The 26,817-nt window shown below is 64.1% G+C and carries 26 protein-coding genes; 5 read left to right on the plus strand and 21 right to left on the minus strand.

Annotation, left to right across the window (positions count from 1 at the left end; all coding sequences use genetic code 11):
- The first annotated feature begins 64 nt into the window (after positions 1-64).
- Both EJ069_RS08880 and mazG read left to right on the plus strand, forming a co-directional pair.
- Positions 65-1,249, plus strand: coding sequence for an amino acid aminotransferase (locus tag EJ069_RS08880; protein WP_126060983.1), 1,185 nt, complete (start codon positions 65-67; stop codon positions 1,247-1,249).
- Between the two features lie 80 nt (positions 1,250-1,329).
- Positions 1,330-2,154 (plus strand): nucleoside triphosphate pyrophosphohydrolase, encoded by an 825-nt coding sequence (gene mazG, locus EJ069_RS08885; RefSeq protein WP_126060984.1) that lies wholly within the window; start codon positions 1,330-1,332, stop codon positions 2,152-2,154.
- A gap of 8 nt (positions 2,155-2,162) precedes the next feature.
- Here the strand turns inward: mazG and hflX are convergent, their stop codons facing one another.
- From hflX to dusB, 8 genes are all read right to left on the minus strand, one after another.
- The gene (gene hflX, locus EJ069_RS08890; RefSeq protein ID WP_126060985.1) at positions 2,163-3,551 is read right to left on the minus strand and encodes a GTPase HflX; all 1,389 of its coding nucleotides are present in this window, start codon (positions 3,549-3,551) and stop codon (positions 2,163-2,165) included.
- The gene (gene hfq, locus EJ069_RS08895; protein WP_006202172.1) at positions 3,552-3,797 is read right to left on the minus strand and encodes an RNA chaperone Hfq; all 246 of its coding nucleotides are present in this window, start codon (positions 3,795-3,797) and stop codon (positions 3,552-3,554) included.
- Between the two features lie 142 nt (positions 3,798-3,939).
- Complete coding sequence (locus EJ069_RS08900) at positions 3,940-4,803, minus strand: D-amino-acid transaminase (RefSeq protein WP_126060986.1); 864 nt, start codon at positions 4,801-4,803, stop codon at positions 3,940-3,942.
- Positions 4,804-4,944: 141 nt separating this feature from the next.
- Positions 4,945-6,306, minus strand: coding sequence for a sigma-54 dependent transcriptional regulator (locus EJ069_RS08905; protein WP_042642304.1), 1,362 nt, complete (start codon positions 6,304-6,306; stop codon positions 4,945-4,947).
- Complete coding sequence (locus tag EJ069_RS08910) at positions 6,296-8,587, minus strand: PAS domain-containing sensor histidine kinase (protein ID WP_126060987.1); 2,292 nt, start codon at positions 8,585-8,587, stop codon at positions 6,296-6,298. Before EJ069_RS08910 ends, EJ069_RS08905 begins: the two co-directional genes overlap by 11 nt.
- Positions 8,588-8,714: 127 nt before the next feature.
- Complete coding sequence (gene ntrC, locus EJ069_RS08915; RefSeq protein WP_042642300.1) at positions 8,715-10,175, minus strand: nitrogen regulation protein NR(I); 1,461 nt, start codon at positions 10,173-10,175, stop codon at positions 8,715-8,717.
- On the minus strand, positions 10,172-11,308 hold the full coding sequence (locus EJ069_RS08920) for a nitrogen regulation protein NR(II) (protein WP_126060988.1): 1,137 nt from the start codon (positions 11,306-11,308) through the stop codon (positions 10,172-10,174). The genes ntrC and EJ069_RS08920 overlap by 4 nt, the downstream gene beginning before the upstream one ends.
- The gene (gene dusB, locus EJ069_RS08925) at positions 11,305-12,333 is read right to left on the minus strand and encodes a tRNA dihydrouridine synthase DusB (RefSeq protein ID WP_126060989.1); all 1,029 of its coding nucleotides are present in this window, start codon (positions 12,331-12,333) and stop codon (positions 11,305-11,307) included. The genes EJ069_RS08920 and dusB overlap by 4 nt, the downstream gene beginning before the upstream one ends.
- 140 nt (positions 12,334-12,473) lie before the next feature.
- On the opposite strand from dusB, the gene EJ069_RS08930 reads away from it, so the two are divergent.
- A complete protein-coding gene (locus EJ069_RS08930; protein WP_126060990.1) occupies positions 12,474-13,703 on the plus strand; it encodes a bifunctional 2-C-methyl-D-erythritol 4-phosphate cytidylyltransferase/2-C-methyl-D-erythritol 2,4-cyclodiphosphate synthase in 1,230 nt (409 codons plus the stop codon).
- Complete coding sequence (locus EJ069_RS08935) at positions 13,700-14,188, plus strand: CinA family protein (RefSeq protein WP_126060991.1); 489 nt, start codon at positions 13,700-13,702, stop codon at positions 14,186-14,188. Before EJ069_RS08930 ends, EJ069_RS08935 begins: the two co-directional genes overlap by 4 nt.
- Here the strand turns inward: EJ069_RS08935 and EJ069_RS08940 are convergent.
- The 10 genes from EJ069_RS08940 to eno all read right to left on the minus strand — a co-directional run bounded on the left by EJ069_RS08940 (position 14,185) and on the right by eno (position 24,146).
- A complete protein-coding gene (locus EJ069_RS08940; protein WP_126060992.1) occupies positions 14,185-14,640 on the minus strand; it encodes a type II toxin-antitoxin system RatA family toxin in 456 nt (151 codons plus the stop codon). The two genes, EJ069_RS08935 and EJ069_RS08940, sit on opposite strands and share 4 nt — an antisense overlap.
- A gap of 6 nt (positions 14,641-14,646) precedes the next feature.
- The gene (gene lipA / locus EJ069_RS08945) at positions 14,647-15,612 is read right to left on the minus strand and encodes a lipoyl synthase (RefSeq protein WP_042642288.1); all 966 of its coding nucleotides are present in this window, start codon (positions 15,610-15,612) and stop codon (positions 14,647-14,649) included.
- A 124-nt stretch (positions 15,613-15,736) separates the two neighbouring features.
- Positions 15,737-15,994 (minus strand): GlsB/YeaQ/YmgE family stress response membrane protein, encoded by a 258-nt coding sequence (locus EJ069_RS08950; RefSeq protein WP_042642286.1) that lies wholly within the window; start codon positions 15,992-15,994, stop codon positions 15,737-15,739.
- Between the two features lie 156 nt (positions 15,995-16,150).
- Positions 16,151-17,599 carry a dihydrolipoyl dehydrogenase gene (gene lpdA / locus EJ069_RS08955; protein ID WP_126060993.1) on the minus strand — a complete coding sequence of 483 codons (1,449 nt, stop codon included), beginning with the start codon at positions 17,597-17,599 and terminating at the stop codon, positions 16,151-16,153.
- Positions 17,600-17,627: 28 nt separating this feature from the next.
- Complete coding sequence (locus EJ069_RS08960) at positions 17,628-18,266, minus strand: SGNH/GDSL hydrolase family protein (RefSeq protein ID WP_126060994.1); 639 nt, start codon at positions 18,264-18,266, stop codon at positions 17,628-17,630.
- A gap of 115 nt (positions 18,267-18,381) precedes the next feature.
- Positions 18,382-19,752 carry a pyruvate dehydrogenase complex dihydrolipoamide acetyltransferase gene (locus EJ069_RS08965; RefSeq protein ID WP_126060995.1) on the minus strand — a complete coding sequence of 457 codons (1,371 nt, stop codon included), beginning with the start codon at positions 19,750-19,752 and terminating at the stop codon, positions 18,382-18,384.
- Between the two features lie 18 nt (positions 19,753-19,770).
- Complete coding sequence (locus EJ069_RS08970; RefSeq protein ID WP_126060996.1) at positions 19,771-21,162, minus strand: pyruvate dehydrogenase complex E1 component subunit beta; 1,392 nt, start codon at positions 21,160-21,162, stop codon at positions 19,771-19,773.
- Positions 21,163-21,177: 15 nt separating this feature from the next.
- Entirely contained in the window at positions 21,178-22,215 is a 1,038-nt protein-coding gene (gene pdhA, locus EJ069_RS08975) for a pyruvate dehydrogenase (acetyl-transferring) E1 component subunit alpha (RefSeq protein ID WP_126060997.1), read from the minus strand.
- Positions 22,216-22,391: 176 nt separating this feature from the next.
- Positions 22,392-22,715 (minus strand): septum formation initiator family protein, encoded by a 324-nt coding sequence (locus tag EJ069_RS08980; RefSeq protein ID WP_042642278.1) that lies wholly within the window; start codon positions 22,713-22,715, stop codon positions 22,392-22,394.
- A 156-nt stretch (positions 22,716-22,871) separates the two neighbouring features.
- Positions 22,872-24,146, minus strand: coding sequence for a phosphopyruvate hydratase (eno, locus tag EJ069_RS08985; protein ID WP_126060998.1), 1,275 nt, complete (start codon positions 24,144-24,146; stop codon positions 22,872-22,874).
- A 200-nt stretch (positions 24,147-24,346) separates the two neighbouring features.
- Between eno and EJ069_RS33710 the strand changes: the two genes are divergently transcribed.
- The gene (locus EJ069_RS33710; RefSeq protein WP_280952541.1) at positions 24,347-24,469 is read left to right on the plus strand and encodes a hypothetical protein; all 123 of its coding nucleotides are present in this window, start codon (positions 24,347-24,349) and stop codon (positions 24,467-24,469) included.
- A gap of 66 nt (positions 24,470-24,535) precedes the next feature.
- On the opposite strand, the gene EJ069_RS08990 is transcribed toward EJ069_RS33710, so the two are convergent.
- The 3 genes from EJ069_RS08990 to EJ069_RS09000 form a co-directional block, all read right to left on the minus strand.
- Positions 24,536-24,901: a PRC-barrel domain-containing protein gene (locus EJ069_RS08990; protein WP_042642274.1), complete on the minus strand. Its 366-nt coding sequence runs from the start codon at positions 24,899-24,901 to the stop codon at positions 24,536-24,538.
- A 127-nt stretch (positions 24,902-25,028) separates the two neighbouring features.
- A complete protein-coding gene (gene kdsA, locus EJ069_RS08995) occupies positions 25,029-25,874 on the minus strand; it encodes a 3-deoxy-8-phosphooctulonate synthase (protein WP_126060999.1) in 846 nt (281 codons plus the stop codon).
- Positions 25,871-26,746, minus strand: coding sequence for a VOC family protein (locus tag EJ069_RS09000; RefSeq protein ID WP_126061000.1), 876 nt, complete (start codon positions 26,744-26,746; stop codon positions 25,871-25,873). The genes kdsA and EJ069_RS09000 overlap by 4 nt, the downstream gene beginning before the upstream one ends.
- Between the last annotated feature and the right edge of the window lie 71 nt (positions 26,747-26,817).

Raw genomic sequence — 26,817 nt, forward strand, 5'->3', positions numbered from 1 at the left:
AGGAAACCGCTGGCGCGGCGGGATCGATTTGCGTATCACTCCGCCGCCATTGGAGTCCTTTTCGATGTTCGAGACCCTGCAGCCCGCGGCCGCCGACAAGATCCTTGCCCTGATCGGCCTCTACCGCAACGATCCACGTCCGGGCAAAGTCGACCTCGGCGTCGGCGTCTACAAGGACATCGACGGCAAGACGCCGGTGATGCGCGCCGTGCGCGAGGCCGAGAAGCGGCTGCTGGCGAGCCAGGACACCAAGACCTATCTCGGCCTTGCCGGCGACACCGGCTTCAACGCCGCCATGATCAATCTCGCCTTTGGCGAGAAGTCCGACCGTTCGCGCATCCGCGCCGCACAGGCGCCGGGCGGCTCCGGCGCGCTCAGGCTGGTGGCAGAGCTGCTGCAGCGCACGCGTCCCGGTGCGACGGTGTGGCTTTCCGACCCGACCTGGCCGAACCATCCGCCCGTGATGCGGGCCGCCGGCCTTGAGGTTCGCAACTATCCCTATTTCGATGCCGCCTCCGGCGCTGTGCGCTTCGACGACATGCTGGCAACGCTCAGGACTGCCAACAGCGGCGATGTCGTGCTGCTGCATGGCTGCTGCCACAACCCGACCGGCGCCAATCTCGATCTCGATCAGTGGGCGAAGGTCGCCGACGTTCTCCTGGAGCGCGGCCTGCTGCCTTTCGTCGACATCGCCTATCAGGGATTTGGCGAGGGCCTGGACGCCGATGCCGCGGGTCTGCGGCTCTTGGCCGACAAGGTGCCGGAGATGGTTGTCGCTTCGAGCTGCTCGAAGAATTTCGCCGTCTATCGCGACCGCGTGGGGGCTGCGATGATCATGGCCAAGGACGGCGCGCAGGCCGATGTGGCGATGAGCCAGATGCTGGCGGCGGCGCGGGCGCTTTATTCGATGCCGCCGGATCATGGCGCCGCGGCGGTGCGCATGGTGCTGGAAGACGCCGGCCTGAGGAAAGATTGGGAGACGGAGCTCGAGGAGATGCGGCTGCGCATGCTGAGGCTCCGCGTCGCCTTCGCCGAAGCGTTGCGCCGGCAGTCCAACTCGGACCGCTTCGATTTCGTCGCCAGCCATCGTGGCATGTTCTCCCGCCTCGGACTGACGGAGGCACAGGTCGAGCGCCTGCGCACCGAGCACGCCGTCTATATGGTCGGTGACAGCCGCATCAACGTGGCCGGCCTGCCCGAGGACGGCATGGACGATCTCGCAAAGGCGATCGTCTCAGTGCTCGACTGAAGCCCGCGACAGCTGTGGACAAGTCACGCCGGCGAGCCGCCGGGATGGCCGACTTGCGGGCCGCGCGCTAGCTTGAGGCCATGAAACCCTCGAAAGACATTTCCCGGCTGATCGAGATCATGGCCGCGTTGCGCGCGCCGAAGACCGGCTGCCCGTGGGATATCGAGCAGAACTTTTCGACCATCGCGCCCTACACGATCGAGGAAGCCTATGAAGTGGCCGACGCGATCGCGCGCGGCGATTTCGACGACCTGCGCGAGGAACTGGGCGATCTGCTGCTGCAGGTCGTCTACCATGCGCAGATGGCCGAGGAGATCGGAGAGTTCGCTTTCGGTGATGTCGTCGAGGCCATCACCATCAAGATGATCCGCCGCCATCCGCACGTCTTCGGCGATGAGAAGGCGCGCAGCGCCGGCATGGCCAAGGGCATGTGGGAGAAGATCAAGGCTGAGGAGAAGGCTGAAAAGCGCAGTGCCCGCATCGCGCGCGGGCTCGATCCGGAAGATCACGGCAAGGGTTATCTCGACAGCGTTCCGGTGGCGCTCCCTGCCCTGACACGCGCGCTCAAGCTGCAGGAGAAGGCAGCGCGCGTCGGCTTCGATTGGAGCGAGGCTGCCCCCATCCTGGACAAAATCGAGGAGGAAATCGGCGAATTGCGCGAAGCGCTCACCACGGGGGATGCCGCGCCGATCAAGGACGAGTTCGGCGACATGTTGTTTGCCATCGTCAATCTCGGCCGCCATCTCAAGCTCGATTCGGAAGCGGCGCTCAACGGCACCAATGAAAAGTTCCGCTCCCGCTTCCACTATGTCGAGCAGGCCCTGGCGGCTTCGGGCGGTTCGCTCGAGAAGGCGACGCTCGACGAGATGGAAGCGCTCTGGCAGCAAGCCAAAAGCGCCAGGTAATCAGCCGGTTAGCTGCCGTTCTTACGATGCAGGCGGCTCTCGATCTCCTGCCGGGCGCTGTGCGTGGCCGTGAGCGAGAGAGTGACGCTGCCGTCCTCATTGTCGGTGCGCGAAACGATGTCGCCATTGCGGTACAGCCAGTCGACCTGGCCGAGCTGGGCCGGGCTCAACGTCACCGTCATCGTTTCCAGCTCGCCCGACACGCGCGTCTCGATGAGCGCCTTCAGCGTGTCCAGTCCCTCGCCGGTCACCGCCGAAATCGCGATCGGCGGCGACTTGCCGCTCGCGCCCTCCGCAAGCAGCCGCTCGCGATTGCCTTCGTCGAGCAGGTCGATCTTGTTCCAGACCTCGATCACGCGGTTCGTGTCGGCGGCGTCGACGCCGAGATCGGCAAGGATGCGTTCGACATCCTCAGCCTGGGCCGCCGTGTCCGGATCGGAGATGTCGCGCAGGTGCAGCACCAGATCGGCCTCGACCACCTCTTCCAGCGTCGCCCGGAAGGCGGCCACCAGATGCGTCGGCAGGTCGGAGATGAAGCCGACCGTATCCGACAGGATGATCGGCGTGCCGTGCGGCAGCCGCACGCGCCGCAAGGTGGGGTCGAGCGTGGCGAACAGCATGTCCTCGGCCAGCACCCCTGCCCCGGTCAGCCGGTTGAACAGCGTCGACTTGCCGGCATTGGTGTAGCCGACGATCGCCACCACCGGAAAAGGCACCTTCTTGCGCTTGGCGCGGTGCAGGTCGCGCGTGCGCCGCACCGTTTCCAGCTCGTGCTTCAGCTTGGTGATCTTGTCCTGCAGGATGCGGCGGTCGGATTCGATCTGGGTTTCGCCGGGGCCGCCGAGGAAACCGGCGCCGCCGCGCTGCCGTTCGAGGTGGGTCCAACTGCGCACCAGCCGGCCCTTCTGGTAGTTGAGATGCGCAAGCTCGACCTGCAGCGTGCCTTCCTTGGTGCGCGCCCGCTCGCCGAAGATCTCGAGAATGAGCCCGGTACGGTCGAGCACCTTGGCGTTCAGCTCCTTTTCGAGATTGCGCTGCTGAACCGGCGTCAGCGGATGGTCGACAATGACCAGCTCCGCCTTGCGTTCTTTCACGATGTCGGCGAACTCGGCCACCTTGCCGCTGCCGAGCAGCGTGGCCGGCCGCGGGTCGGCGACCGTCACCACCGCGGTGTGGACCGGGTTGAGGTCGATGGCGCTTGCTAGCCCGACCGCTTCATCGTGGCGGGCATCGGCCGAGCGGCTCAGCCGCGGGCGGCTCGACTCATCGTCGCCGCGCGGCTGGCGGGTAAGCACCGGCACAATGACGACGGCCCGGGTCGGATCCTTGGCTTCCGGCCCGAGTTGATGTCCTTGTTTTCCGCGAACGCTGCGGTCCGCGTCCTTATCACGTGCCAATCAGGCGCCCTGGCTTTCCTCGCCATCGAACATCTGAACCGGCTGGCTCGGCATGATCGTGGAAATGGCGTGCTTGTAGACGAGCTGGGAGTGCCCGTCACGCCGCAACAACACACAAAAATTGTCGAACGAAGTGACGACGCCGGTCAGCTTCACGCCGTTGATGAGGAAGATGGTAAGTGGATTTTTGCTCTTGCGAACTGAATTCAGGAACAGGTCCTGAAGGTTTTGCGATCGTTCCGCCATTTTTCTTGTCTTTCGCCGATCCCCTTCGGTTTGCAGCCAATGCGCCAAATTACGCGGCACGTGTCAAGCGCGCAAACCCCCTCTTGCCGATACAAAGGCAAGCAGAACGAGATAGTTGAGGTTAACTCCAGTTGTGCGGTTATCAGGCTGGACTTTTTTCCGCAACGTCAAAAAAAGCCTGCCGCAACGAAAGTGTCATAGAGCCAGGATAGCCATTTGCGATTGGCGCACCGTCGATTTCGACCACCGGCATGGCGATTGTGGTTGCCGAACTGATGAACGCCTCCCTGGCAGCCTTGGCCTCAGTGACCGAAAAACCGCGCTCCTCGATCTTGAGCCCGAGCTTGGCGGCGACATCGAAAAGCGTCGTGCGGGTGATGCCGCGCAGGATGCCGTGCTCGGCCGGCCGGGTCACCAGGACGCCGTCCCTTGTGACAATCCAGGCGTTTGACGAGCCGCCTTCCTTGACGTTGCCATCGCCGTCGACGAACCAGGCTTCCTGGGCGCCGGCTTCCTTGGCCTTCTGCTTGGCAAGCACATTGGGCAAAAGGCCCGTGCTCTTGATGTCGACGCGGTCCCAGCGATTCTCAGGCACGGTGATGACCTTGATGCCGGCCTCCACCCGCTTCGCATTCGCCGCCGGATCGGCTTTCCTGGCGGTTATGACCAGGGAAGATTTCGTGCCTGCCGGCGGAAAAACGAACTCGCGGCTGGCGACGCCGCGCGTCACCTGCACATAGACAAGGCCGTTGACCACGCCGTTGCGGTTGACCACCTCGCGCAGAAGCAGCGGCAGCACGCCTTCCGATACCGGCCAGGCGATCGACAGTTCCTTTAGCGAGCGCTCGAGCCGGGCAAGATGGCGCGGCATGTCGACGATATGGCCGCGCGACACCTCGCAGACCTCATAGACGCCGTCGGCGAACTGGTAGCCGCGGTCCTCGATATGGACGCTGGCTTGGGAATGGACGACATAGCGCCCGTTGACATAGGCAATGCGCGGCATGGGCATCCTCAGGGAAATATCGGGCTTTCTTAGGCGATTCCGCCCCGGCCGTAATGAACAATCGCGTGGGCCAAGCCAGCTCCGGGAGTCTTACGAATTTCCGGGCGGAAAAACCGCTACGCACTTTTCCTGGAATTGCTTTTACACGCCTAGCGACTTCAGCTTGCGATGCAGGGCCGACCGCTCCATGCCGATGAACTCGGCCGTCTTCGAGATGTTGCCGCCGAAGCGGTTTATCTGGGCGATCAGATAGTCCTTCTCGAATTGCTCGCGCGCCTCGCGCAACGGCAGCGCCATTATGTGCTGGTCCGACTGATTGGGCGTGCGTGGCATCACGTCGCCGATCTCGGAGGGCAGAAGGTCGGCGGTGATCGGAGCATCGGGATTTTCCCCTCGCGCCAGGATCATCAACCGCTCGACATTGTTGCGCAGCTGGCGAACGTTGCCCGGCCAGTTGTGGGCCTGCAGCACGGCAAGCGCATCGTCGCCGATGCGGCGCGGCTTGATGCCGGCCTGGCGTGCGATCTGCTTCATGAAATTGTCGACGAGATAGGGAATGTCCTCGCGCCGCTCGGCAAGCCCGGGCACCATGACCGGAACCACCGCCAAGCGGTGGTAGAGGTCCTCACGGAAGCGGCCGTCGGCGATCATCGCCTCCAGGTTTTGCGAGGTGGAGGAGATGATGCGGACATCGACCTTGACGCGCTTGGTGCCGCCTACCCGCTCGAACTGCTGCTCGACCAGCACACGCAGGATCTTGTTTTGCGTTTCGCGCGGCATGTCGGCGACTTCGTCGATATAGAGGATGCCGCGATGCGCTTCCTCCAGCGCACCGACCTTGCGCTCGGTGCCGTTCGATTCGGTGCCGAACAGTTCGATTTCCATACGCTCGGGCGTGATGGTGGCCGCGCTCAGCGTCACGAACGGGCCGGCCTTGCGCGATGACAGGGCGTGGATGGCGCGCGCCGTCAGCTCCTTGCCGGAGCCGGACGGGCCGACGATCATGACGCGGCTGTTGGTCGGCGCGACGCGTTCGATGGTTTGCCGCAGCTGGCTCATGGCCGACGACATGCCGATCAGATCGAAGGTCTCGCCGCTGCGCTGCTTGAGGTCGGATACCTCGCGCCGCAGCTTGGACGTCTCCAGAGCGCGCTCGGCGATCAGGATGAGGCGATCGGCCTTGAACGGCTTCTCGATGAAGTCGTAGGCGCCGCGTCGGATGGCCGACACCGCCGTTTCGATGTTGCCATGGCCGGAGATCATCACGACCGGCATGTTCGGGTGCATGGTCTTGATCTCGTCGAGCAGCGCCAGGCCGTCGAGGCGAGAGCCCTGCAGCCAGATGTCGAGGAAAATCAGCCGCGGCGCGCGGTCGGCGATCGCCGCAAGCGCGCTGTCGGCGTCATGCGCCGTACGGGTTTCATGACCCTCGTCGCTCAGGATACCGGCGACAAGTTCGCGGATGTCTTCCTCGTCATCGACTATGAGAATGTCAGACGCCATTACCGACCTTTTCAGTTTCTCGTTCGTGTTCGTTTCGACCTTCACCGCGTGGCGGCGCGGCTACGACCGTCGCCGGCGGCAGGATGATCGAGATCATCGCGCCCCGGCCACCATGGAAATCCGCTGGCGCGTCGTGCAATTCGAGACGGCCGCCATGGTCCTCCACAATCTTCTTGACGATAGCGAGGCCGAGCCCGGTCCCCTTCTCGCGCGTCGTCATATAGGGCTCGAGAAGCCTTTGGCGATTCTCGCGCGGCAGCCCCTTGCCGTTGTCGATAACGTCGATTCGTATGGCGCCATCTTGGCGCCCGGCTTGAATCCGGATTGTGCCGTCCGAACGATCTGCCGGATCAAGTCCATCGATCGCCTCGGCGGCGTTCTTGATGACGTTGCCGAAGGCCTGCGCCATCAAGCGGCTGTCGAAAGTGCCCTTCAACGGCTCGCTGCCGAAATCGCGCTCGAAGGCGATGTCGGGGCGGCTGACCTCGACCAGGAAGGAGGCCTCGCGCAGCGACTCACGCAGGTCGATCGCCTTCATCTCCGGCTTCGGCATGCGGGCGAAGGCCGAGAATTCGTCGACCATGCGGCCGATGTCCTCAACCTGGCGGATGATGGTGTCGGTGCACTGGTCGAAGACCTCGCGATCCTCGGTGATGACCTTGCCGTAGCGGCGCCTGATGCGCTCGGCCGAGAGCTGGATCGGCGTCAGGGGGTTCTTGATCTCATGCGCGATCCGTCGCGCCACATCCGCCCAGGCCGAAGAACGCTGCGCCTGGACGAGATCGGTGATGTCGTCGACCGTGACCACGTACGATTTCTCTTCCTCGCCGTCGTCGCCGGACTCGACGGTGACCTGGACGTTGAAGGTGCGCTCCAGGCCCGCGCGGAAGAAGGTCACCTGCTCGCGGTAGACCGGCTTGCCCGACTGGCGTCCGATCTCAAAGACCCGGCCGACAAGGGGCAGGACCGCCGAAAGGTTCTGGCCGAGCGTCGCACTTGCCGAAATCGCCAGCATGGTTTCGGCCGAGCGATTGACGATGGTGATGATGCCGTAGGGATCGACGCCGATGACGCCGGCGGTGACGCCGGCCAGCACCGCCTCGGAGAAACGCCGGCGTTCGTCGATCAGATCCTTGGCCGAAAGGAGCTCATTGCGTTGCGATTTGAGCTCAAGGATCATGTTGTTGAAGGTATCGCCCAGCGAGGCGACGTCGCCGTCGGACTGGCGCACGGGCACGGCGACGTCGAGATTGCCGGTGGCCACCTCGTCGGCGGCGCCAATCAGCTGGCGGATCGGCCGCACGATCCGGTCGGCGACGGCGATGCCGGTCCAGATCGCCGACAGGATGATGATCAGCGTGAGCGACAGATAAGGCAGCGCAAAGGCGACCTGCGAGGTCCGGCGGTTGTCTTCCAGATTGCGGTATTCGTCGGTGTTGGCCTTGACGATCTGGCGCGCCTTGATCACGTCGGGATCGACCAGCCGGATCGTGTAGAGGTAAAGCCCTTCGATCTCGCGCAGCTTGATGATGGCGCCCATGATGTTGCGGGTGCGCGGCTCTATCAGAACCGGCTTGCCGCCGGACGCGGTCTCGACGGCGCCCGAGGGTGGCTCCGGCATCGGGAAATCGGAATCGGTCTTGGCGTTCATGACGAACGAGCCGTCGGGCTTGATCAGGGCCGCATGAGCCAGTCCGCGTCCAACGGCTTCCTTGTTCAGCAGATCGAGGAACCCACCCTGGTCGAGGCCGTAGAGCGTGCGCGAGGCATCGAGATCGTATGCCATCGACAATGTCGTGCCCTGCAGGTTGCGCGCGTTCTCCTGCACATAGGCGTCGGCGATCGACAGCGATGAGTTGACGATCGTCTTGGTGCGGATCTCGAACCAGCGGTCTAGGCCGATGTCGAGTGTGATCGAGGCGATGATCGCCACCATGATGGCCGGGATAGCGGCAACCAGCGCGAACATCGCGACGATGCGCACATGCAGCCGCGAGGCGGCCCTGCCGTGGCGCCGCGCCAGGACGATGCGGCGCACCTCGCGGGCGATCAGCGCGATCAGGAACACAACGAAGACGGCATTGGCCGCGACGAGCGCCCAGGTCGTGTCGGCGGTCGGCGCGATCGGCGTTGCGCCGACCAGGATAGCAAACGAGATTGCCGCCGTGATCACCGCGCCGGCGATGGCCACCACGCCGGGCAGCGCCAGCAGCCGTCGGCCGTCACGTGTGCCAGCCTGGCTGAAAAGCGGTTGGTTCAGGGTCGGAGCCTCAGCTGCCATGTCGCGGTACAGAGTCGGTCATTGCGTCGGATGTATGCAACGCATTGTGGCGATTATGCAACAAGTGTGGCCGAGGACGAAATCTTTCCCCCGTCAATTCGCCAATTATCGCAAGCACGAGGCTGCGCTATGGCTGCCTGGACGACTTGTATACGTTGACGCCAAGCTCGCGGATCTTCTTGCGCAGCGTGTTGCGGTTGAGCCCCAAAAGCTCCGCCGCCTTGATCTGGTTGCCGCGCGTCGCCGTCATCGAAGCCAGCACCAGCGGATATTCGACCTCGGCAAGAATGCGCTGGTAAAGTCCCGACGGGGGCAATTCACCGGCGAAGGAGGCGAAATAGCGCTGCAGGAAATGCTCGACCGCCTGGCCGATCGACAGATCGTCGGGGATGAGCGCGCCGCCGTCCGGCACGACCGGCCGCTCGCCGGTCTTGAGCTCGGACTCTATGATCTCCGACGAAATCTCGTCCTGCGAGTAGAGGGCGGCCAGCCGGCGCACCAGGTTTTCCAGCTCGCGCACATTGCCCGGCCAGGGATAGCGCTTCATGAGCTCGATGCCGCCGGACGAAATCCGCTTGGTCTGCAGGCCCTCGCTGGCGCCCTGCTTGAAGAAGTGCCGCACCAGGTCGGGAATGTCCTCGGAACGCTCGCGCAGCGCCGGCAGCCTCAGCGGCACGACATTGAGGCGATAGAACAGGTCTTCGCGGAAGAGGCCCTGATTGATCAGCGTGCGCAGGTCCTTGTTGGTGGCCGCGACGATGCGCACGTCGGTCTTGATCGGCGTGCGTCCGCCGACCGTCGTGTATTCACCCTGCTGCAGGACGCGCAGCAGCCGGGTCTGCGCTTCCATCGGCATATCACCGATTTCGTCGAGAAACAGCGTGCCGCCCTCCGCCTGCTCGAATCGGCCGCTGGAACGGTTCTGCGCGCCGGTGAAGGCGCCCTTCTCGTGGCCGAACAGTTCCGATTCGATGAGGTCGCGCGGAATAGCCGCCATGTTGATGGCCACGAACGGGCCGCCGCGGCGTCGGCCATATTCGTGCAGGGCGCGCGCCACCAGCTCCTTGCCGGTGCCGGATTCGCCGCTGATCATGACCGTGAGATCGGTCTGCATCATGCGCGCCAGCATGCGGTAGATGTCCTGCATGGCGGCGGAGCGGCCGACCAGCGGCATTGTTTCCGGCTGGTCCTCCGCGCGCGCGTCGAGCTTCGGCCGCTTCGGCTCGGACAGCGCCCGGTTGACGATGTTGAGCAGCTCGGTGAGGTCGAACGGCTTCGGCAGATATTCGTAGGCGCCCGTCTCGGACGCGCGGATAGCGGTCATGAACGTGTTCTGGGCGCTCATGACGATGACCGGCAGCTCGGGCCGCGCTTTCTTGATGCGCGGCAGCATGTCGAAGGCGTTTTCGTCCGGCATCACCACGTCGGTGATGACCAGATCGCCTTCGCCAGCCGCGACCCAGCGCCACAGCGTCGAGGCGTTCGAGGTGACGCGCACTTCGTGGCCGACGCGCGACAGAGCCTGGTTGAGCACGGTGCGGATGGCCGCATCGTCGTCGGCGACCAGAATATTGCCGCGAACGCTCATTTGCGGTCTCCTTCTGCTTCATCGCCTGAGCCGGGCGAAGTCTCCTTCCAGGCCGGCATCAGGACGCGGAACGTTGTGCCCCGCGCCGTCGAATCGCATTCTATGATGCCGCCATGCTCGCCGACGATCTTGGCGACCAGCGCCAGCCCGAGGCCGGAGCCATTCGGCTTGGTGGTGATGAACGGATCGAAGAGGATCGGCAGGATGTCTTCCGATACGCCGGGACCGTTGTCGTGCACGCAGAATTCCAGCGGCAGCGAGACGCGGTCCTGCGTTCCAGGCACGGAAACGCGGATGCCGGGACGAAATGCCGTCGACAGCACAATCTCGCCCTGCGGGTCGGCGCCGATCGCCTCGGCGGCGTTCTTGACCAGGTTGAGGAAGACCTGGATCAGCTGATCACGGTTGGCGAAGACCGGAGGCAGTGATGGATCGTATTCTTCCAAGATCTTGATTCGCCTAGCAAAACCGTTCTTGGCGATAGCCTTCACATGATCCAGGACGACGTGAATGTTGACGGGATAGCGCTCGATCGGCCGCTCGTCCGAAAACACTTCCATACGGTCGACCAGCGAGACGATGCGGTCGGTTTCGTCCGTGATCAGGCGGGTGAGCGCCCGGTCCTCGTCGGAAGCCGACAGTTCGAGCAACTGCGCCGCGCCCCTGATGCCGGACAGCGGGTTCTTGATTTCGTGGGCCAGCATGGCGGCCAGGCCGGTGACGGAGCGCGCAGCACCCCGATGCGTCATCTGGCGGTCGATCTTGTCGGCCATCGACCGTTCCTGGAACATCACGACGACGGAACCCGGAAACTCCGGCACAGGCGCGACATAGAGATCGACCATCTTCTCGATGCCGAGGCGCGGCGACGAGACGTCGACGCGGTATTCATTGACCGGCGCGCGGCGCTCGCGCACCTGGTCGACAAGCGTCAGCAACGGGCTGCCGAAGGGCACCAGCTTGGACAGCGTGTTGCGGGCAAGCATGGTCGCGCTGGAGCGGAAGAAATCCTCGGCATCCGCATTGGCGAAAGTGATGAAGCCGTCGGGATCGACCATGATTACCGGGCGGCGGATGGTGTTGAGCACGATGTTGGCGGCGTCCGCCACCTGCTGCGGGGCATCGGCTTTCATGCAGCGCTCCGCAGGCTGTCCGACGGCAAGCTGTCGGTGAATACGCGGCGCAATCCGGCGACGACTTTGGCCGGTTCGAACGATGTGAGGATACGTTTGCGCTGCTCGGCGCAAACACCTGGAGCATGGCGGTCAAGATACCAGCCGAGATGCTTGCGCGCCTGGCGCAGCCCGCTTTCGACGCCGTAGAGCGCGAGCATGTCCTCGTAATGAGAGACGACGTAATCGGTTAACTCTTGCGGCGTCAGTGGAATTCCCCGTGTGTTTGCGGCTGCCGCGACTGCCGCAATGCCGCCGGCGATCCACGGCGCGCCGTAATGTGCGCGGCCGATCATCACCGCGTCGGCGCCGGAAAGTTTGAGGATCGCCGCTGCTTCCTCAGGCGAGCCGACATCGCCATTCGCCACCACCGGGATCGAGACGGCTTGCTTGACGCGCGCGATGGCGCGCCAGTCGGCCTTGCCCTGATAGAACTGGCAGCGCGTGCGGCCATGCACGGTCACCATGCTGACGCCGGCCTGTTCGGCGCGGCGCGCCAGCATCGGGGCGTTGAGAGCGCTTTCGTCCCAGCCCAGCCGCATCTTGACCGTCACCGGCACCGAAACGGCGCCGACCACCGCCTCGATCAGGGACAGCGCATGGTCGAGGTCGCGCATCAGCGCCGAGCCGGCATAGCCGCCGGTCACCTTCTTCGCCGGGCAGCCCATGTTGATGTCGATGATATCGGCGCCCTCGCCCGCCGCGATTCGCGCGGCCTCGCCCATATGGGCGGCCTCGCGGCCGGCCAGTTGCACCATATGTACCGGCAGGCCGGAATGACGTATACGCAGGTCGCAGCCCGCCCTGCCCTTGGCCAGTTCGCCGCTCGCCACCATTTCCGACACGACCAGCCCCGCGCCATGCGCGTGGGCGCGCCGCCGGAACGGCTCGTCGGTGATGCCCGACATCGGCGCGAGGAAAACCCGATTGTGGATTTTTACCCCGCCGACATCAAGTGGCGATGCCAATGTGGTCAGTTCAGCCATGCACAAAAACCAAGCATGTTCGATCGTTGCACATTCTCTAGCCAGAAGTGCGGCGTTGTGCAACGCGCAATGACGTCACATTAAGGCGCATTTTGGAAAATGCTGGCCTTCGGCCATCACCCCGACTAGGACCGATCGGAATGAGCGAGGCAAGCGAAAAGCAAGCGGCGTCCCCAGGCGGCGGGATCGGAGTGGTGATCGTCGCCGCCGGCCGTGGCGCGCGTGCCGGTCAAGCCGACGGTCCGAAGCAATATCAGCGCATCGGCGGCCGGGCCGTTATCGCCCATACTCTGGATATCTTTCTTTCGCATCCGTTGATCGGCCCGGTTGTTGTCGCCATCCACGCCGACGATGCCGAGCTGTTGCAACGCGCCGCGGGGGCACACGCCGAACGTCTCATCACTGTCATCGGTGGCCCGTCGCGCCAGGCCTCCGTCCGGCTCGGCCTCCTCGCGCTGAGGGATCAGGCACCCGAAAAGGTGCTTGTGCATGACGCCGTGCGCCCGTTCGTCGATGCCGGGCTGATCGATCGCACCATCGAGGCCATCGGGGAGCGCCACGGCGCCCTGCCGGCACTGCCCGTCGCCGATACGCTGAAGCGGGAATCGGCCACCGGCATGATCGACGAGACGGTGTCGAGGGCCGGCCTCCATGCGGCGCAGACGCCGCAGGGTTTTCCGTTCTGGCCGCTGCTTGCGGCGCATGAGAAGGCGCATCATCTGGGCAAGACCGAGTTCACCGATGACGCGGCGATCGCCGAATGGGCGCAGATACCGGTCAAGATCGTTCCCGGATCGCCGGACAACGTCAAACTCACCTGGGCAAGGGACATTGCATTGGCCGACGAGCGGCTCTCAAGCGCGCAGCAGCGCTTCCCCGATATTCGCACCGGCAATGGCTACGATGTGCATGCGTTCGAGCCCGGCGACCATGTCACGCTCTGCGGCGTCGCCATTCCCTATGACCGCAAGCTCTCCGGCCATTCGGATGCCGATGTCGGGCTGCATGCGCTGACCGACGCGCTGCTTGCCACCTGCGGCGCCGGCGACATCGGCACGCACTTCCCGCCATCGGACCCGCAATGGAAGGGTGCGGCCTCGAGGATCTTCGTCGAGCACGCGGCCAAGCTGGTGCGCGAGCGCGGCGGCCGCATCGCCAATGCCGACATCACGCTGATCTGCGAGGCGCCGCGCGTCGGGCCGCATCGCGTGGCGATGACGGAGGCGCTTTCGGCCATGCTCGGCATCGCGCCCGAGCGCATCTCGATCAAGGCAACGACCAACGAGAAGCTCGGCTTTGTCGGGCGCGGCGAAGGCATCGCCGCGATCGCCACGGCCTCCGTCGTCTATCCAGGAGAGGTTCCGGCATGAGCAACGCCGAACTTGCCATCGCTTTGCTCCAGGCCTGTCAACAGCGCGGCATCATGCTGGCGACGGCCGAAAGCTGCACCGGCGGCCTGATCATTGCCGCGCTGACCGACATCGCCGGATCGTCCGCCGTGGTCGATCGTGGCTTCATCACCTATTCCAACGAAGCCAAGATGGAAATGCTCGGCGTTTCCGCCGCCACGCTGAACGCGCATGGCGCCGTCGCGCGCGAGACAGTGCTGGAGATGGCGGCCGGCGCGCTGGCGCATTCGCGGGCAAGCCTGTCGCTCGCCGTCACCGGCATTGCCGGTCCGAGCGGCGGCTCGGCGGACAAGCCGGTGGGCCTTGTCTGGTTCGGGATCGGATTGGCCGGACAGCCGATTGCCGCCGAACAGCAGCTGTTCGGCCAGAAGGGCCGCGAATTCATCCGGCACGAGACGGTGCGGCACGCGCTGCAACTCGGCTTGCGCGCGCTCGGCGAAAGTTAGGCCGGCTTCGCGCCATATATGACATCGGCGCGCTTCTCGAAGGCTTCCGAGAACATGCGGAAGGCGCGGTCGAACATCGTGCCCATCAGCGCGCCGAGAATGCGGCTCTTGAATTCATAGTCGATGAAGAAATGCACCTCGCAGCCGCCATCGGCTGGGTCGAAGCGCCAGATGTTGCTGAGATATTTGAACGGGCCGTCGACGTATTTGACGTCGATGGCGTTCTCGTCGGGCTTCAGCAGCACCTGTGTCGTGAAGGTCTCGCGGATCGCCTTGTAGCCGATGCTCATGTCGGCAACCAGGATGGTGCGGCCGTCCCGCTCCTTGCGCGAGCGCACGGTGAGCGATTCACAGAGCGGCAGGAATTGCGGGTAGGCCTCGATGTCCGCCACCAGCGCGAACATCTCTTGCGGTGTATGCGCGACGCGGCGTGTCGCCTCGAATTTCGGCATTGAAAGTCAGCTGGCCTTCGCGAGCTGCGCCTCGCGCGCCGCGCGCAGCCTGGCGAAATCCTCGCCGGCATGATGCGAGGAACGCGTCAGCGGGCTCGATGCCACGAGCAGGAAACCCTTGGTCTTGCCGATCGTCTCGTAGGACTTGAACTCGTCCGGCGGAATGAAGCGGATCACCGGATGGTGCTTCTTCGAGGGCTGCAGGTACTGGCCGATGGTCATGAAGTCGACATTGGCCGACCGCAGATCGTCCATCAGCTGCAGCACCTCGTTCCGCTCCTCGCCGAGGCCGACCATGATGCCGGATTTGGTGAAGATCGACGGGTCGAGTTCTTTCACGCGCTGCAAGAGCCGGATCGAGTGGAAGTAACGTGCGCCCGGACGGACCGTCAGGTAGTTCGACGGAACGGTTTCGAGATTGTGGTTGAAGACGTCGGGCTTGGCGGCGACGACGATCTCCAGCGCGCCGTCCTTGCGCAGGAAGTCGGGCGTCAGGATCTCGATCGTTGTCGAGGGCGTCGCCGCGCGGATGGCGCGGATGACGTCGGCGAAATGCTGCGCGCCGCCGTCGGCCAGATCGTCGCGGTCGACCGAGGTGATGACGACATGGCTCAGCCCCATCTGCTTGACCGCATGCGCGACACGGGCGGGCTCATCCGGATCGAGCGCGGTCGGGATGCCCGTCGCGACGTTGCAGAAGGCGCAGGCGCGCGTGCAGATCTCGCCCATGATCATGAAGGTGGCGTGCTTCTTGTCCCAGCATTCGCCGATATTCGGGCAGCCGGCCTCCTCGCACACCGTCACCAGCTTGTGCGACTTCACGATCTCGCGCGTCTCGGAATAGCCCTTGGAGACCGGCGCCTTGACGCGGATCCAGTCGGGCTTGCGCAGCACCTCCTGGTCGGGCCGGTGCGCCTTCTCAGGATGCCGCGGGCGCGGCCGGTTGGCGATCGTGTCTACGACTGTGACCATCTCAAACCCTTCGCGGCCGCGATTTCTACGGCCGGCTGTCTTCCGTCATCTAGGACTTTTCGCGGCAAAGAAAAAGGCCGGGGCAGCGCATGCCGCCACGGCCGTTTCGCATAACGGCTTTTGCTCAGCGGCGAACGAGTCGCCCGACGAAGATCAGCAGGCAGGCGCCAATGAAGCCGGTGATCAGATAGGCGACCCAGCCGACGCCGAACGACTGGATGTTGAGAGCCTGCAGGATCGCGTTCAGCACGATCGCGCCGACGATGCCCATGATGATGTTCATGAAGATGCCAGTGTTGCTTTTCATGACCATCTCGGCGAGCCAGCCCGCCAAGCCGCCGACGATGATGGCTGCGATCCAGCCGACGCCATTCAAATGCATGTGCCAGTTCCTCCTCGATCAGGTGAAAATGCATCCGGATACGAACTGCCTTGCCGGCAGCTTTCTCCGGCTGCCGCGTGTGAGTCTCACCCGACCAATCTAGCACGGATTGGCCATCTACCACCGGTCGGCGATTTGTCACCGGTTGGTGACCCATCATGCGTTCAAAGCACGGCCATAGGCGTCGAGCACGCTCTCCTTCATCATCTCCGACAGCGTCGGATGCGGGAAGATCGTGTGCATCAGCTCTTCCTCGGTGGTCTCCAGGTTCATCGCCACGACAAAACCCTGGATGAGCTCGGTCACCTCGGCGCCCACCATATGCGCGCCGAGAAGCTGGCCGGTCTTCTTGTCGAAGATGGTCTTGACGAAGCCCTGGTCCTCGCCGAGCGCGATGGCCTTGCCGTTGGCGCTGAAGGGGAAGCGGCCGACGCGGATGTCCCTGCCTTCGGCTTTGGCCTTGGCTTCGGTCAGGCCGACGGAGGCGACCTGCGGGCTGCAATAGGTGCAGCCGGGGATCTTCAGCTTGTCGATGGCGTGCACACCCGGGAAGTTGGCGATCTTCTCGATGCAGACGACGCCCTCATGCTCAGCCTTGTGGGCGAGCATCGGCGGTCCGGCGACGTCGCCGATGGCGTAGACGCCCGGCACATTGGTCTTGCCATAGCCGTCGACGACGACGCATCCGCGGTCCGTCTTCACGCCGAGCGTCTCGAGGCCGAGATTCTCGATGTTGCCCTGCACGCCGACGGCCGAGATCATGCGGTCGGCGGTGATCTTCTCGACCTTGCCGTCCTTCATCTCGACATGCGCCGTGACCGAGTTGGCGCCCTTCTCGACCTTGGTCACCTTGGCTTCGAGGATAATCTTCATCCCCTGTTTCTCGAACTGCTTCTGCGCGAATTTCGAAACTTCGGCGTCCTCGACGGGCATGACCTGCGGCAGCAGCTCGACCACCGTCACGTCGGCGCCCATGGTGCGGTAGAAGGAGGCGAATTCGATGCCGATGGCGCCTGAGCCCATCACCAGCAGCGACTTCGGCATCTCCTTCGGCACCATCGCCTCGAAATAGGTCCAGATCAGCTTGCCGTCCGGCTCGATGCCGGGCAGCGCGCGCGGCCTGGCGCCGGTCGCCAGGATGATGTGCTTGGCGGTGTAGGTGCCCTCGCCCTTGACGCCTTTCGGCACCGGCGGCTGCGGTTCCATCGCCTTCTTGGCCGTCTTCGAGACGACGACCTCACCGGGCTTAGACAGCTTCGCCTCGCCCCAGATGACATCGACCTTGTTCTTCTTCATCAGGAAGCCGACGCCAGTGTTCAGCCTGAGCGATACTTTTCGCGAACGGTCGACCACGGCGGCGGTGTCGGGGCTGACCTTGCCGCCTTCGAGCTTAAGGCCATAATCCCTGAGGTGGTCCGAATAATGCATGACCTCGGCCGAGCGCAGCAGCGCCTTGGTGGGGATGCAGCCCCAGTTGAGGCAGATGCCGCCCAGATGCTCACGCTCGACGATCGCCGTCTTGAAGCCGAGCTGGGCGGAACGCACCGCCGTGACATAGCCGCCGGGGCCTGAGCCGATGATGATGACGTCGTAGGATTCAGCCACGGGGTTTTCTCCCTGAACTTTCTGAAGGTTAGAGTGAGAGCATCACGCGCACGAGCGGCACCAGCGCCTTGCCGATGTTGCGGGTGTTCTCGGCATCGAGATGGACGCCGTCAAGCGGCGTGGTGACGGCCACCGTGCCGGCGTCGAAGAAGCCGCAGCCAGCCTCGTCGGCCAGTGCCGAATATTGCGGCGCCAGACGCTTGGAGGCGTCGTCGCCGCCGGCGAACATCTCCTTGAACTCGGCATTGTCGGTGCGCGTCACCGCCGGTGGCGCGACGATCAGGATCTGCGGCGCCGGCCAGTCGAACGGGTAGTCATGGCCGCGCACGATGTCGATCAGGCGCTGGATGCCCTGTTTGGCTGCGACCGGATTGCCGTGGATCCATGGCTTCATGTCGTTGGCGCCAAGCATGATGATGATCAGGTCGAGCGGCGCGTGGCTGGTCAGGATCGTCGGCAGCACACGGGCGCCATTGCGGTCCACACCGGCCAGATGGTCGTCGAAGGCCGTGGTGCGGCCGTTAAGTCCTTCGGCGATGATCTGGATATCGTCGCCGAGCTCGGCCCCGAGCACGCTCGGCCAGCGGTCCTGCAGCGCATGGCGCCCGAGGCTGGCGGCGTCATAGCCCCAGGTGAGAGAGTCGCCGTAGCAGAGAATCGTCTTCATGCTTTTGCCACACCCCTGCCGTCACCGGTCGACCAGGCCGCCTGCGCGCGATCCGCCCGGCGGAAAGAACAAGGCGAAAGGCCGGTGAAGAATTTCCGCACCGCCTTTTCCCGTCCTACACCAGCATGCCCATCGGGTTTTCGATCATGCGCTTGAAGGCGCCGAGCAGTTCGGCGCCGAGCGCGCCGTCGACCGCGCGATGGTCGGTCGAGAGCGTCACCGACATCACGGTGGCTATCTTGATCTCGCCCTTCTTCACCACCGCCCGCTCCTCGCCCGCGCCGACCGCCAGGATCGTCGCATGCGGCGGGTTGATGACGGCGGCAAAGTCCTTGATGCCGAACATGCCGAGATTGGACACCGCCGTCGTGCCGCCCTGATATTCTTCCGGCTTCAGCTTGCGGCTGCGGGCACGGCTGGCCAGGTCCTTCATCTCGTTGGAGATGACGGACAGCGTCTTTTCGTCCGCGTGCCGAATGATCGGCGTGATCAGGCCGCCGGGGATCGACACGGCGACGCCGACATCGGCATGCTTGTGCTTGACCATGGCGTTCTCGGTCCAGGAGGCGTTGGCATCCGGCACCGCCATCAGCGCCATGGCCATGGCCTTGATCACCATGTCGTTGACCGAAAGCTTGTAGGCCGGAACCTCGCCCTTGTCGGTCTTCCTCATCGGGGCGGCGGCATTGAGCTGCGTGCGCAGCGCCAAGAGCGCATCGAGCTCGCAATCCAGCGTCAGATAGAAATGCGGGATGGTGGACTTCGCCTCGACCAGGCGGCGCGCGATGGTCTTGCGCATGTTGTCATGCGGCACAAGCTCGTAGGAGCCTTCGGCGAAAAGCTTCAGCACCTGGTCGTCCGACATCGGCTTGGGTGCCGGCACCGGAGTCGCGCCAGGGGCACCGGCGGGCGCTTTCGCAGCGGGGGCAGATTTCGCGCCGCCGGAAGAGATCGCCGCTTCGACATCGGCCTTGACGACGCGGCCATGCGGGCCGGTGCCGGTCACGGCGGAAACATCCACGCCCGCATCCTTGGCGATGCGGCGAGCCAGCGGCGACGCGAAGACGCGGTCGCCGGTGGCGTGGCCGTTGGCGACGGGAGCGGGCTCGGCCTTCGCCGGCGCAGGCACCGCGGCCGGCTTGGGTGCTTCCTTGGGGGCTTCGGCCTTCGGAGCGTCCGCTTTCGGCGCTTCGGCCTTTGGCGCGGCGCTGCCACCGCTCTTGGCCGCGGCGCCGGCATCCTCGCCCTCGCCAGCCAGGATGGCGATCAGCGCGTTGACCTTGACGCCTTCGGTGCCGGCCGGAACCACCAGCTTGGCGACCGTGCCTTCATCGACGGCTTCGACTTCCATCGTCGCCTTGTCGGTCTCGATCTCGGCGATCACGTCGCCTGGCGAAACCTTATCGCCTTCCTTGACCAGCCATTTTGACAGGTTGCCCTCTTCCATCGTCGGAGAGAGCGCCGGCATGGTGATGTTGATTGGCATGATGTCCTCCCGACCGGCTTAGCGATAGGTAACGGCTTTGACGGCCTCGACGACCTCGCCGACATTGGGCAGCGCCAGCTTTTCGAGGTTCGCCGCATAAGGCATCGGCACGTCCTTGCCGGCGATGGTGATCACCGGCGCGTCGAGGAAGTCGAAGGCGCGCTGCGAGACCTGGTTGGCGATGTGGTCGCCGACCGAGTTCTGCGGAAAACCTTCTTCCACCACCACGAGACGGTTGGTCTTCTTCACCGAGGCGATGATCGTGTCGAAATCGAGCGGCCGGATGGTCCTGAGATCGATGATCTCGGCATCTATGCCCATGCCGCGCAGCTCGGCCTCCGCCTTGACCGCATAGGTCATGCCGATACCGAAGGAGACGATGGTGACGTCCTTGCCCTGCTTGTGGATGCGAGCCTTGCCGATCGGCAGCACGAAGTCGTTGAGCTTCGGCACATCGAAGGAGTGGCCGTAGAGGATCTCGTTCTCGAGGAAGATGACCGGGTTCGGATCGCGGATAGCTGCCTTGAGCAGGCCCTTGGCGTCGGCCGCGGTGTAGGGCATCACGACCTTGAGGCCGGGGATGTGGCTGTACCAGGCGGCGTAGCATTGCGAGTGCTGCGCGGCGACCCGGGCGGCGGCGCCGTTCGGGCCGCGGAAGACGATCGGCGCGCCCATCTGGCCGCCGGACATATAGAGCGTCTTCGCGGCCGAGTTGATGATCTGGTCGATCGCCTGCATGGCGAAGTTGAAGGTCATGAACTCGACGATCGGCTTCAGGCCGGCCATCGCCGCACCCACGCCGACACCGGCAAAGCCGTGCTCGGTGATCGGGGTATCGACTACGCGCCGCGGCCCGAATTCCTGCAGCAGGCCTTGCGTGATCTTGTAGGCGCCCTGGTATTCGGCGACTTCCTCGCCCATGACAAAGACGTCGCCGTCGCGGCGCATTTCCTCGGCCATGGCGTCGCGGAGCGCCTCGCGCACCGTGGTGGAAACCATTTCGGTGCCGGCGGGAATGTCCGGGTCGGCCGCGACTTCCGTCTTCGGCGCGGCGGCGACAGGGGCCGGAGCCTCGCTCTTGGCAGCAGCGGGCGCCGGCGCAGGCGCGGCTTCAGCCTTGGCAGGTTCTTCCTCGCCGATGCCTTCGCCGGCCTTGTCGACGTCCTCGCCGTCGACCGCGAGCACGGCGATCACAGCATTGACCTTGACCGCTTCGGTGCCGGCGGGAACGACGATCTTGGCCAGCGTGCCTTCATCGACGGCTTCGACTTCCATCGTCGCCTTGTCGGTCTCGATCTCGGCGATGACGTCACCGGCGACGACCTTGTCGCCCTCGTTCTTCAGCCATTTGGACAGATTGCCCTCTTCCATCGTCGGTGAGAGCGCGGGCATGAGAATTTCGATCGGCATGTCCTTGCCCTCCCCTTAGAGTACGATGTCGGTCCAGAGCTCGGACGGATCCGGCTCGGCGTCGTTCTGGGCGAATTCGGCGGCGTCGGCGACGATGTCTCGGACTTCCTTGTCGATGGCCTTGAGCTCGTCCTCGCTTGCCCACTTCTTGTCGAGCAGCCGCACCCGAACCTGCTCGATCGGGTCGTGCTCGGAGCGCATCTTCTGCACCTCCTCCTTGGAGCGGTACTTCGCCGGGTCAGACATCGAATGGCCGCGATAGCGGTAGGTCTGCATTTCGAGGATGAGCGGGCCGTTGCCGGCGCGGCACCATTCGGTGGCGAGATCGGCTGCGGACTTCACGGCGCGGACGTCCATGCCATCGACCTGCATGCCCGGGATTTTGAAGGAGGCGCCGCGATGCGAGAAGTCGGTCTCGGCCGACGAGCGCGACACAGACGTGCCCATGGCGTAGCGATTGTTCTCGATGATGTAGATCACCGGCAGCTTCCACAGCGAGGCCATGTTGAAGCTCTCATAGACCTGGCCCTGGTTGGCGGCGCCGTCGCCGAAATAGGTGAGCGAAACGTTCTTGGTCTCGCGGTAGCGGTTGGCGAAGGCTAGGCCGGTGCCGAGCGACACCTGGGCGCCGACAATGCCGTGGCCGCCATAGAAATGCTTCTCCTTGGAGAACATGTGCATGGAGCCGCCCTTGCCTTTCGACAGGCCGCCGCGGCGCCCCGTCAGTTCGGCCATGACGCCGCGCGGCGACAGGTCCATCGCCAGCATGTGGCCGTGGTCGCGATAGGCGGTGATCATCTGGTCGCCTTCGACAAGCGCCATCTTCATGCCGGTGACGACGGCCTCCTGGCCGATATAGAGATGGCAGAAGCCGCCGATGAAGCCCATGCCGTAAAGCTGGCCGGCCTTCTCCTCGAAGCGGCGGATCAAGAGCATATGCCGGTAGGCGGAGAGCTCTTCCTCCTTGGTGAAATCAGCGGGCTTGGGCGCTGACAGATTGGGCTGCTTGTCGGATCTGGATTTGGCGGGCGCTTTTTTGGCGGCGGTGGCCATGCATCACTCCCTGTTGGCGTCTCTTTGCGGACATTCAGGGAGATCGAAAAGTCTCCCCACCGATTTGCGCGAGGCTAACATGCAAGGATGCATTGCGCCATGCTGAAAAATGCATGGCTGGCATGCATCTAAGCGATTAGAATCATTGCAAATAACGGCGATTAACCGAAACTCGGTTATTTCGTCGCGGAGGGCAGCATGATGGTGATTTCGTCGGGCTGAGACAGATTGAGCGCCTTTCGGGCCTGCTCGTCAAGCATATCCTTTTCCAGCGTGCCTTCATGCATCAGCTGAACACGGCGCTCGAAGTCGACCCGGCGCGCCTTCACGGCATCAAGCTGCGCCTGCAGTTCGGCCGCCCGGGCCTCGAGCCGGTATTTGGAATAGATGCCGAATTCGCCGTGATAGGCGTGGAAGCCGAAATAGGCCAGGAACAGCACGCAAAGCGAGGGGATGATCAGCCTGCCGGTGTTTCTCTGCTTGTGCTGACGTGTCCACATGACCCGAACCCTCGCGGCCGCGAACGCAAGCGGCCATGAGTCGTATTTCGCCCGATTGTGCTTAATGGACGGTTACGGGCGACCTGGTGCGGGGCCGCCGGAAACGAAAAAGGGCGGGAATGCCCCGCCCTTTCCGAACTGTTCCAACAGGCTGGATCAGCCTTTGAACACCGACTTGCCGGCGTAACGCGCCTGCTTGTCGAGCTCTTCCTCAATGCGGATGAGCTGGTTGTATTTGGCCATGCGGTCCGAACGCGACAGCGAGCCGGTCTTGATCTGCCCGCAATTGGTGGCGACCGCGAGGTCGGCGATGGTCGAATCCTCGGTCTCGCCCGAGCGATGCGACATGACGGCGGTGTAGCCGGCCTTGTGCGCGGTCTCGACCGCGTCGAGCGTCTCGGTCAGCGAGCCGATCTGGTTGACCTTGACCAGGATCGAATTGGCGACGCCCATGCGGATGCCGTCGCGCAGCCGCGCGGTGTTGGTGACGAAGAGGTCGTCGCCGACAAGCTGGGTCTTCTTGCCGATCAGGTCGGTCAGATATTTCCAGCCTTCCCAGTCGTCCTCGGCAAGGCCGTCCTCGATGGTGATGATCGGATAGTCGGAAGCGAGCTTGGCCAGGTACTTGGCCTGCGCCTTCGGATCGCGGGTCTTCTTCTCGCCCTCATAGACGTAGTTGCCGTCCTTGAAGAACTCGGTCGCCGCGCAGTCGAGGCCAAGTGCGACATCCTCGCCGGGCTTGAAGCCGGCCTTCTCGATCGATTCCATGATGAAATCGAGCGCCGACGGTGCGCTCTTCAGGTTGGGAGCAAAGCCGCCCTCGTCGCCGACATTGGTGTTGTGGCCGGCCTCCTTCAGCTTCTTGCGCAGCGTGTGGAAAATCTCCGAGCCCCAGCGCACGCCGTCACGCAGCGTCGGCGCGCCGACCGGCAGGATCATGAACTCCTGGAAGTCGATCGGATTGTCGGCATGGGCGCCGCCATTGATGATATTCATCATCGGCACCGGCAGGATGTGCGCCTTGGCGCCGCCGACATAGCGGTAGAGCGGCAGGCCGGCGGCTTCGGCCGCGGCCTTGGCGACCGCCAGCGATACGCCGAGGATGGCGTTGGCGCCGAGGCGGCTCTTGTTCGGGGTGCCGTCGAGCTCGATCATTGTCTGGTCGATATGGATCTGGTTCTCGGCTTCCATGCCGCCGATCGCCTCGAACAGCTCGCCGTTCACCGCTTCGACGGCGCGCTGGACGCCCTTGCCGAGATATCGCGGCCCGCCGTCACGCAGTTCGACCGCCTCATGCGCGCCGGTCGATGCGCCCGATGGCACCGCGGCGCGGCCCATCGAGCCGTCCTCCAGCACCACGTCGACCTCGACGGTCGGATTGCCACGGCTGTCCAGGATTTCACGCCCGACAATGTCGATGATGGCGGTCATTTGCGATGTCCCCGATTGATCGATTGAAGCGTCGCGCCCCTCTTAGCCAAAGCGGCGCAAAAGGCAATCGGCGCGCCCGCAATTATTGCCGCGGGCCGGATTCACGAAGCGCAAATTTCTGTCATCATAAGTCATGCGCATCGCGTGGCCTTCTCGTCTATGGTCGCGTTCGCGCGGGGCGAAACAGGAGGAGTTTCGCCATGTCCCAGTTGAGCGGTATCGTGAGTTTGTTCCTGATCGCGGCGGCGTTCCTGACGTCATGCGACGACCAGAAACCTCAGCAGAGTTCAGTGGAACTATCGACGCTCCAAGCGGCGCAGTAGTTCAAAACGCCAAAGGCCCCCGGGTTTTGCCCGGGGGCCTTTGCTTTCAGCGCACCTAGCAAGCGGTCAATGCCAATAGGGCTTCACGTGATAATACTGGAATGAGGCATCGCGTGCGGCTTCGCCGTCGGCGCCGGTCAGTTCCTCGATCGAATATGCGGGCGCGGCCTGCAACTGCTCCTTGGTGAACGGGACGACGTAGCCGCCTTTGTCCTCGTCATAGTCGAGCGTCGCCCACGGGACGGCGTGGTACTTCTCGCCCATGCCGAGGAAGCCGCCGAAACCGATCACTGCGAACATGATGCCGTTCGACATCTTGTCGAGCATGACGTCTTCAATGCTGCCGATGCTGTCGCCTGCGGTGTTGTAAACCGATGTGCCGATAACGCGCGAGGCGGCAATAGCTTCAGTGTGCCCGGACGGGGTGGTCATGGTGGTGCTCCTCTCGATTGAATGCCTGCATGACAATGAGAGGAGCGCGCTAAGGTTCCCGACTTTTGCTTGCTGTCGACCAGGCAGTGCCAACTCCCACAGGCCAGCGCGAGGTCAGTCGCCGCAATCAGTGATCTTTGGCGATGCGGTCGAGGGCCATGAGCTTTTCCAGCAGCGCCGGCATGTCCTTGAGAGGCACCATGTTAGGGCCATCTGAAGACGTGGAATTGTCGGGGTCCTGATGGGTCTCGATGAAGACACCGGCCACACCGACGGCAACGGCCGCGCGCGCCAGCGTTGCGACGAAGCGCCGTTCGCCGCCGGAGGAGCCGCCCTGCCCGCCCGGCTGCTGCACGGAATGCGTCGCGTCGAAGATCACCGGAGCGCCGATCTCGGCCATGATCGGCAAGGCGCGCATGTCCGAGACCAGCGTGTTGTAGCCGAAGGAGACGCCGCGCTCGGTGGTGAGCACATTCGCATTGCCGGAGCCGGTGATCTTGGCGACGACGTTCTTCATGTCCCATGGCGCGAGGAACTGGCCCTTCTTCACATTGATGACCTTGCCGGTCCTGGCGGCGGCGACCAGCATGTCGGTCTGGCGCGACAGGAAGGCCGGGATCTGCAGGACATCGACATGCGGCGCGACGATGGCGCATTGTTCCTCGGTGTGGACGTCGGTCAGCACCGGGAGCCCAAACTCCTTGCGCAGATCGTCGAAGATCGGCATCGCCGCATCGAGCCCGGCACCGCGCGTCGCCGAAAGCGAGGTGCGGTTGGCCTTGTCGTAGCTGGTCTTGTAGACGAGGCCGATGCCCAGCCGGTCCGTCAGTTCCTTCAGCGCGCCGGCCATGTCGAAGGCGTGCTGGCGCGATTCAAGCTGGCACGGGCCGGCGATCAGCGACAGCGGCGCATTGTTGGCGAAGACGACCTTGCCGACCGTTACCGATGAATTGGGCGCCAGGGGCTTGCTCATGGGGTCTCCCGGAAGATGAAGGCGGCGCCCTGCCCGGGCGCCGGCGGAACGACGATATCATTGCCGCTCATGTTGTGTCGGACTGCGTTTTCCGCAAGCAGTCGCCTGGCGGCGGCCGTGTCGCGAACCGAGAAAACGATGGCCGTGAAACGCAGGTTCGGCGATGGCGCGACCGTCAGGCCGAAGCGCGAGCCATAATCTTCGGACGAGAAAACGCTGAGGACTGCATTCGGCAGCCGCACGGCGTCGCCGTCGCTCGCACCAGCTTCGGCGGCGGTCGCAATCAATCCGATCTGGGCTGCGGGCCTGTCACTGACCGCGATGATTTCGAGAATACCCGTCACGCCATTGGCGTGGGCCTGCAGCGCCGTGCGACCGATCTTTGGCGCGTTGATGCGCTGGCAGGCGAAGAGGAAGGCCTCGTCGGCCTCCTTGTCGGATACGAATGCCAGCTTGAAGGAAGCCATGTCGCTTTTGCCGTTTGCGTCAGTAAAGGCGCGCGAGAAGCTCAGCATTTCGCCGGCCGAAAGACCGGCCTCGACATAGCGCCTATGATCGGCATCGGCATCGGCCGTTCCGAAGACGACCGCGGAAAAACCTTCATCGCCAATGGTTTGACGGTAGAGACGGTCGCGCGCGACGAAGACATTGCCCTCGCTTATGGCGAGGTCCGCCGTCTGTTCATTTCCGATCGCCAGCGGCTCCAGATAGGTGCCGTCGGTGAAAAAGACGCAGGCATTCTCCGTGCCGAAGGGGTGGATGCCCGTGGGCGCGACGACAAAGCCGAGCGACGTCAGGCGCAAGCGGACGGCATCGAGGTTCTGTGCCGGCAGAACGAGATGGTCGAGCGGATGAGCGGATTTTTTGGTCATGCCGGCGCGGTTTGCCCCATTCCGGCCCGCGGTTCAAGGGCGCGGGATCCACAGTATGCGCCCTATGCCGG

This window comes from Mesorhizobium sp. M2A.F.Ca.ET.043.05.1.1 (genome assembly GCF_003952445.1).
Classification (GTDB): domain Bacteria; phylum Pseudomonadota; class Alphaproteobacteria; order Rhizobiales; family Rhizobiaceae; genus Mesorhizobium.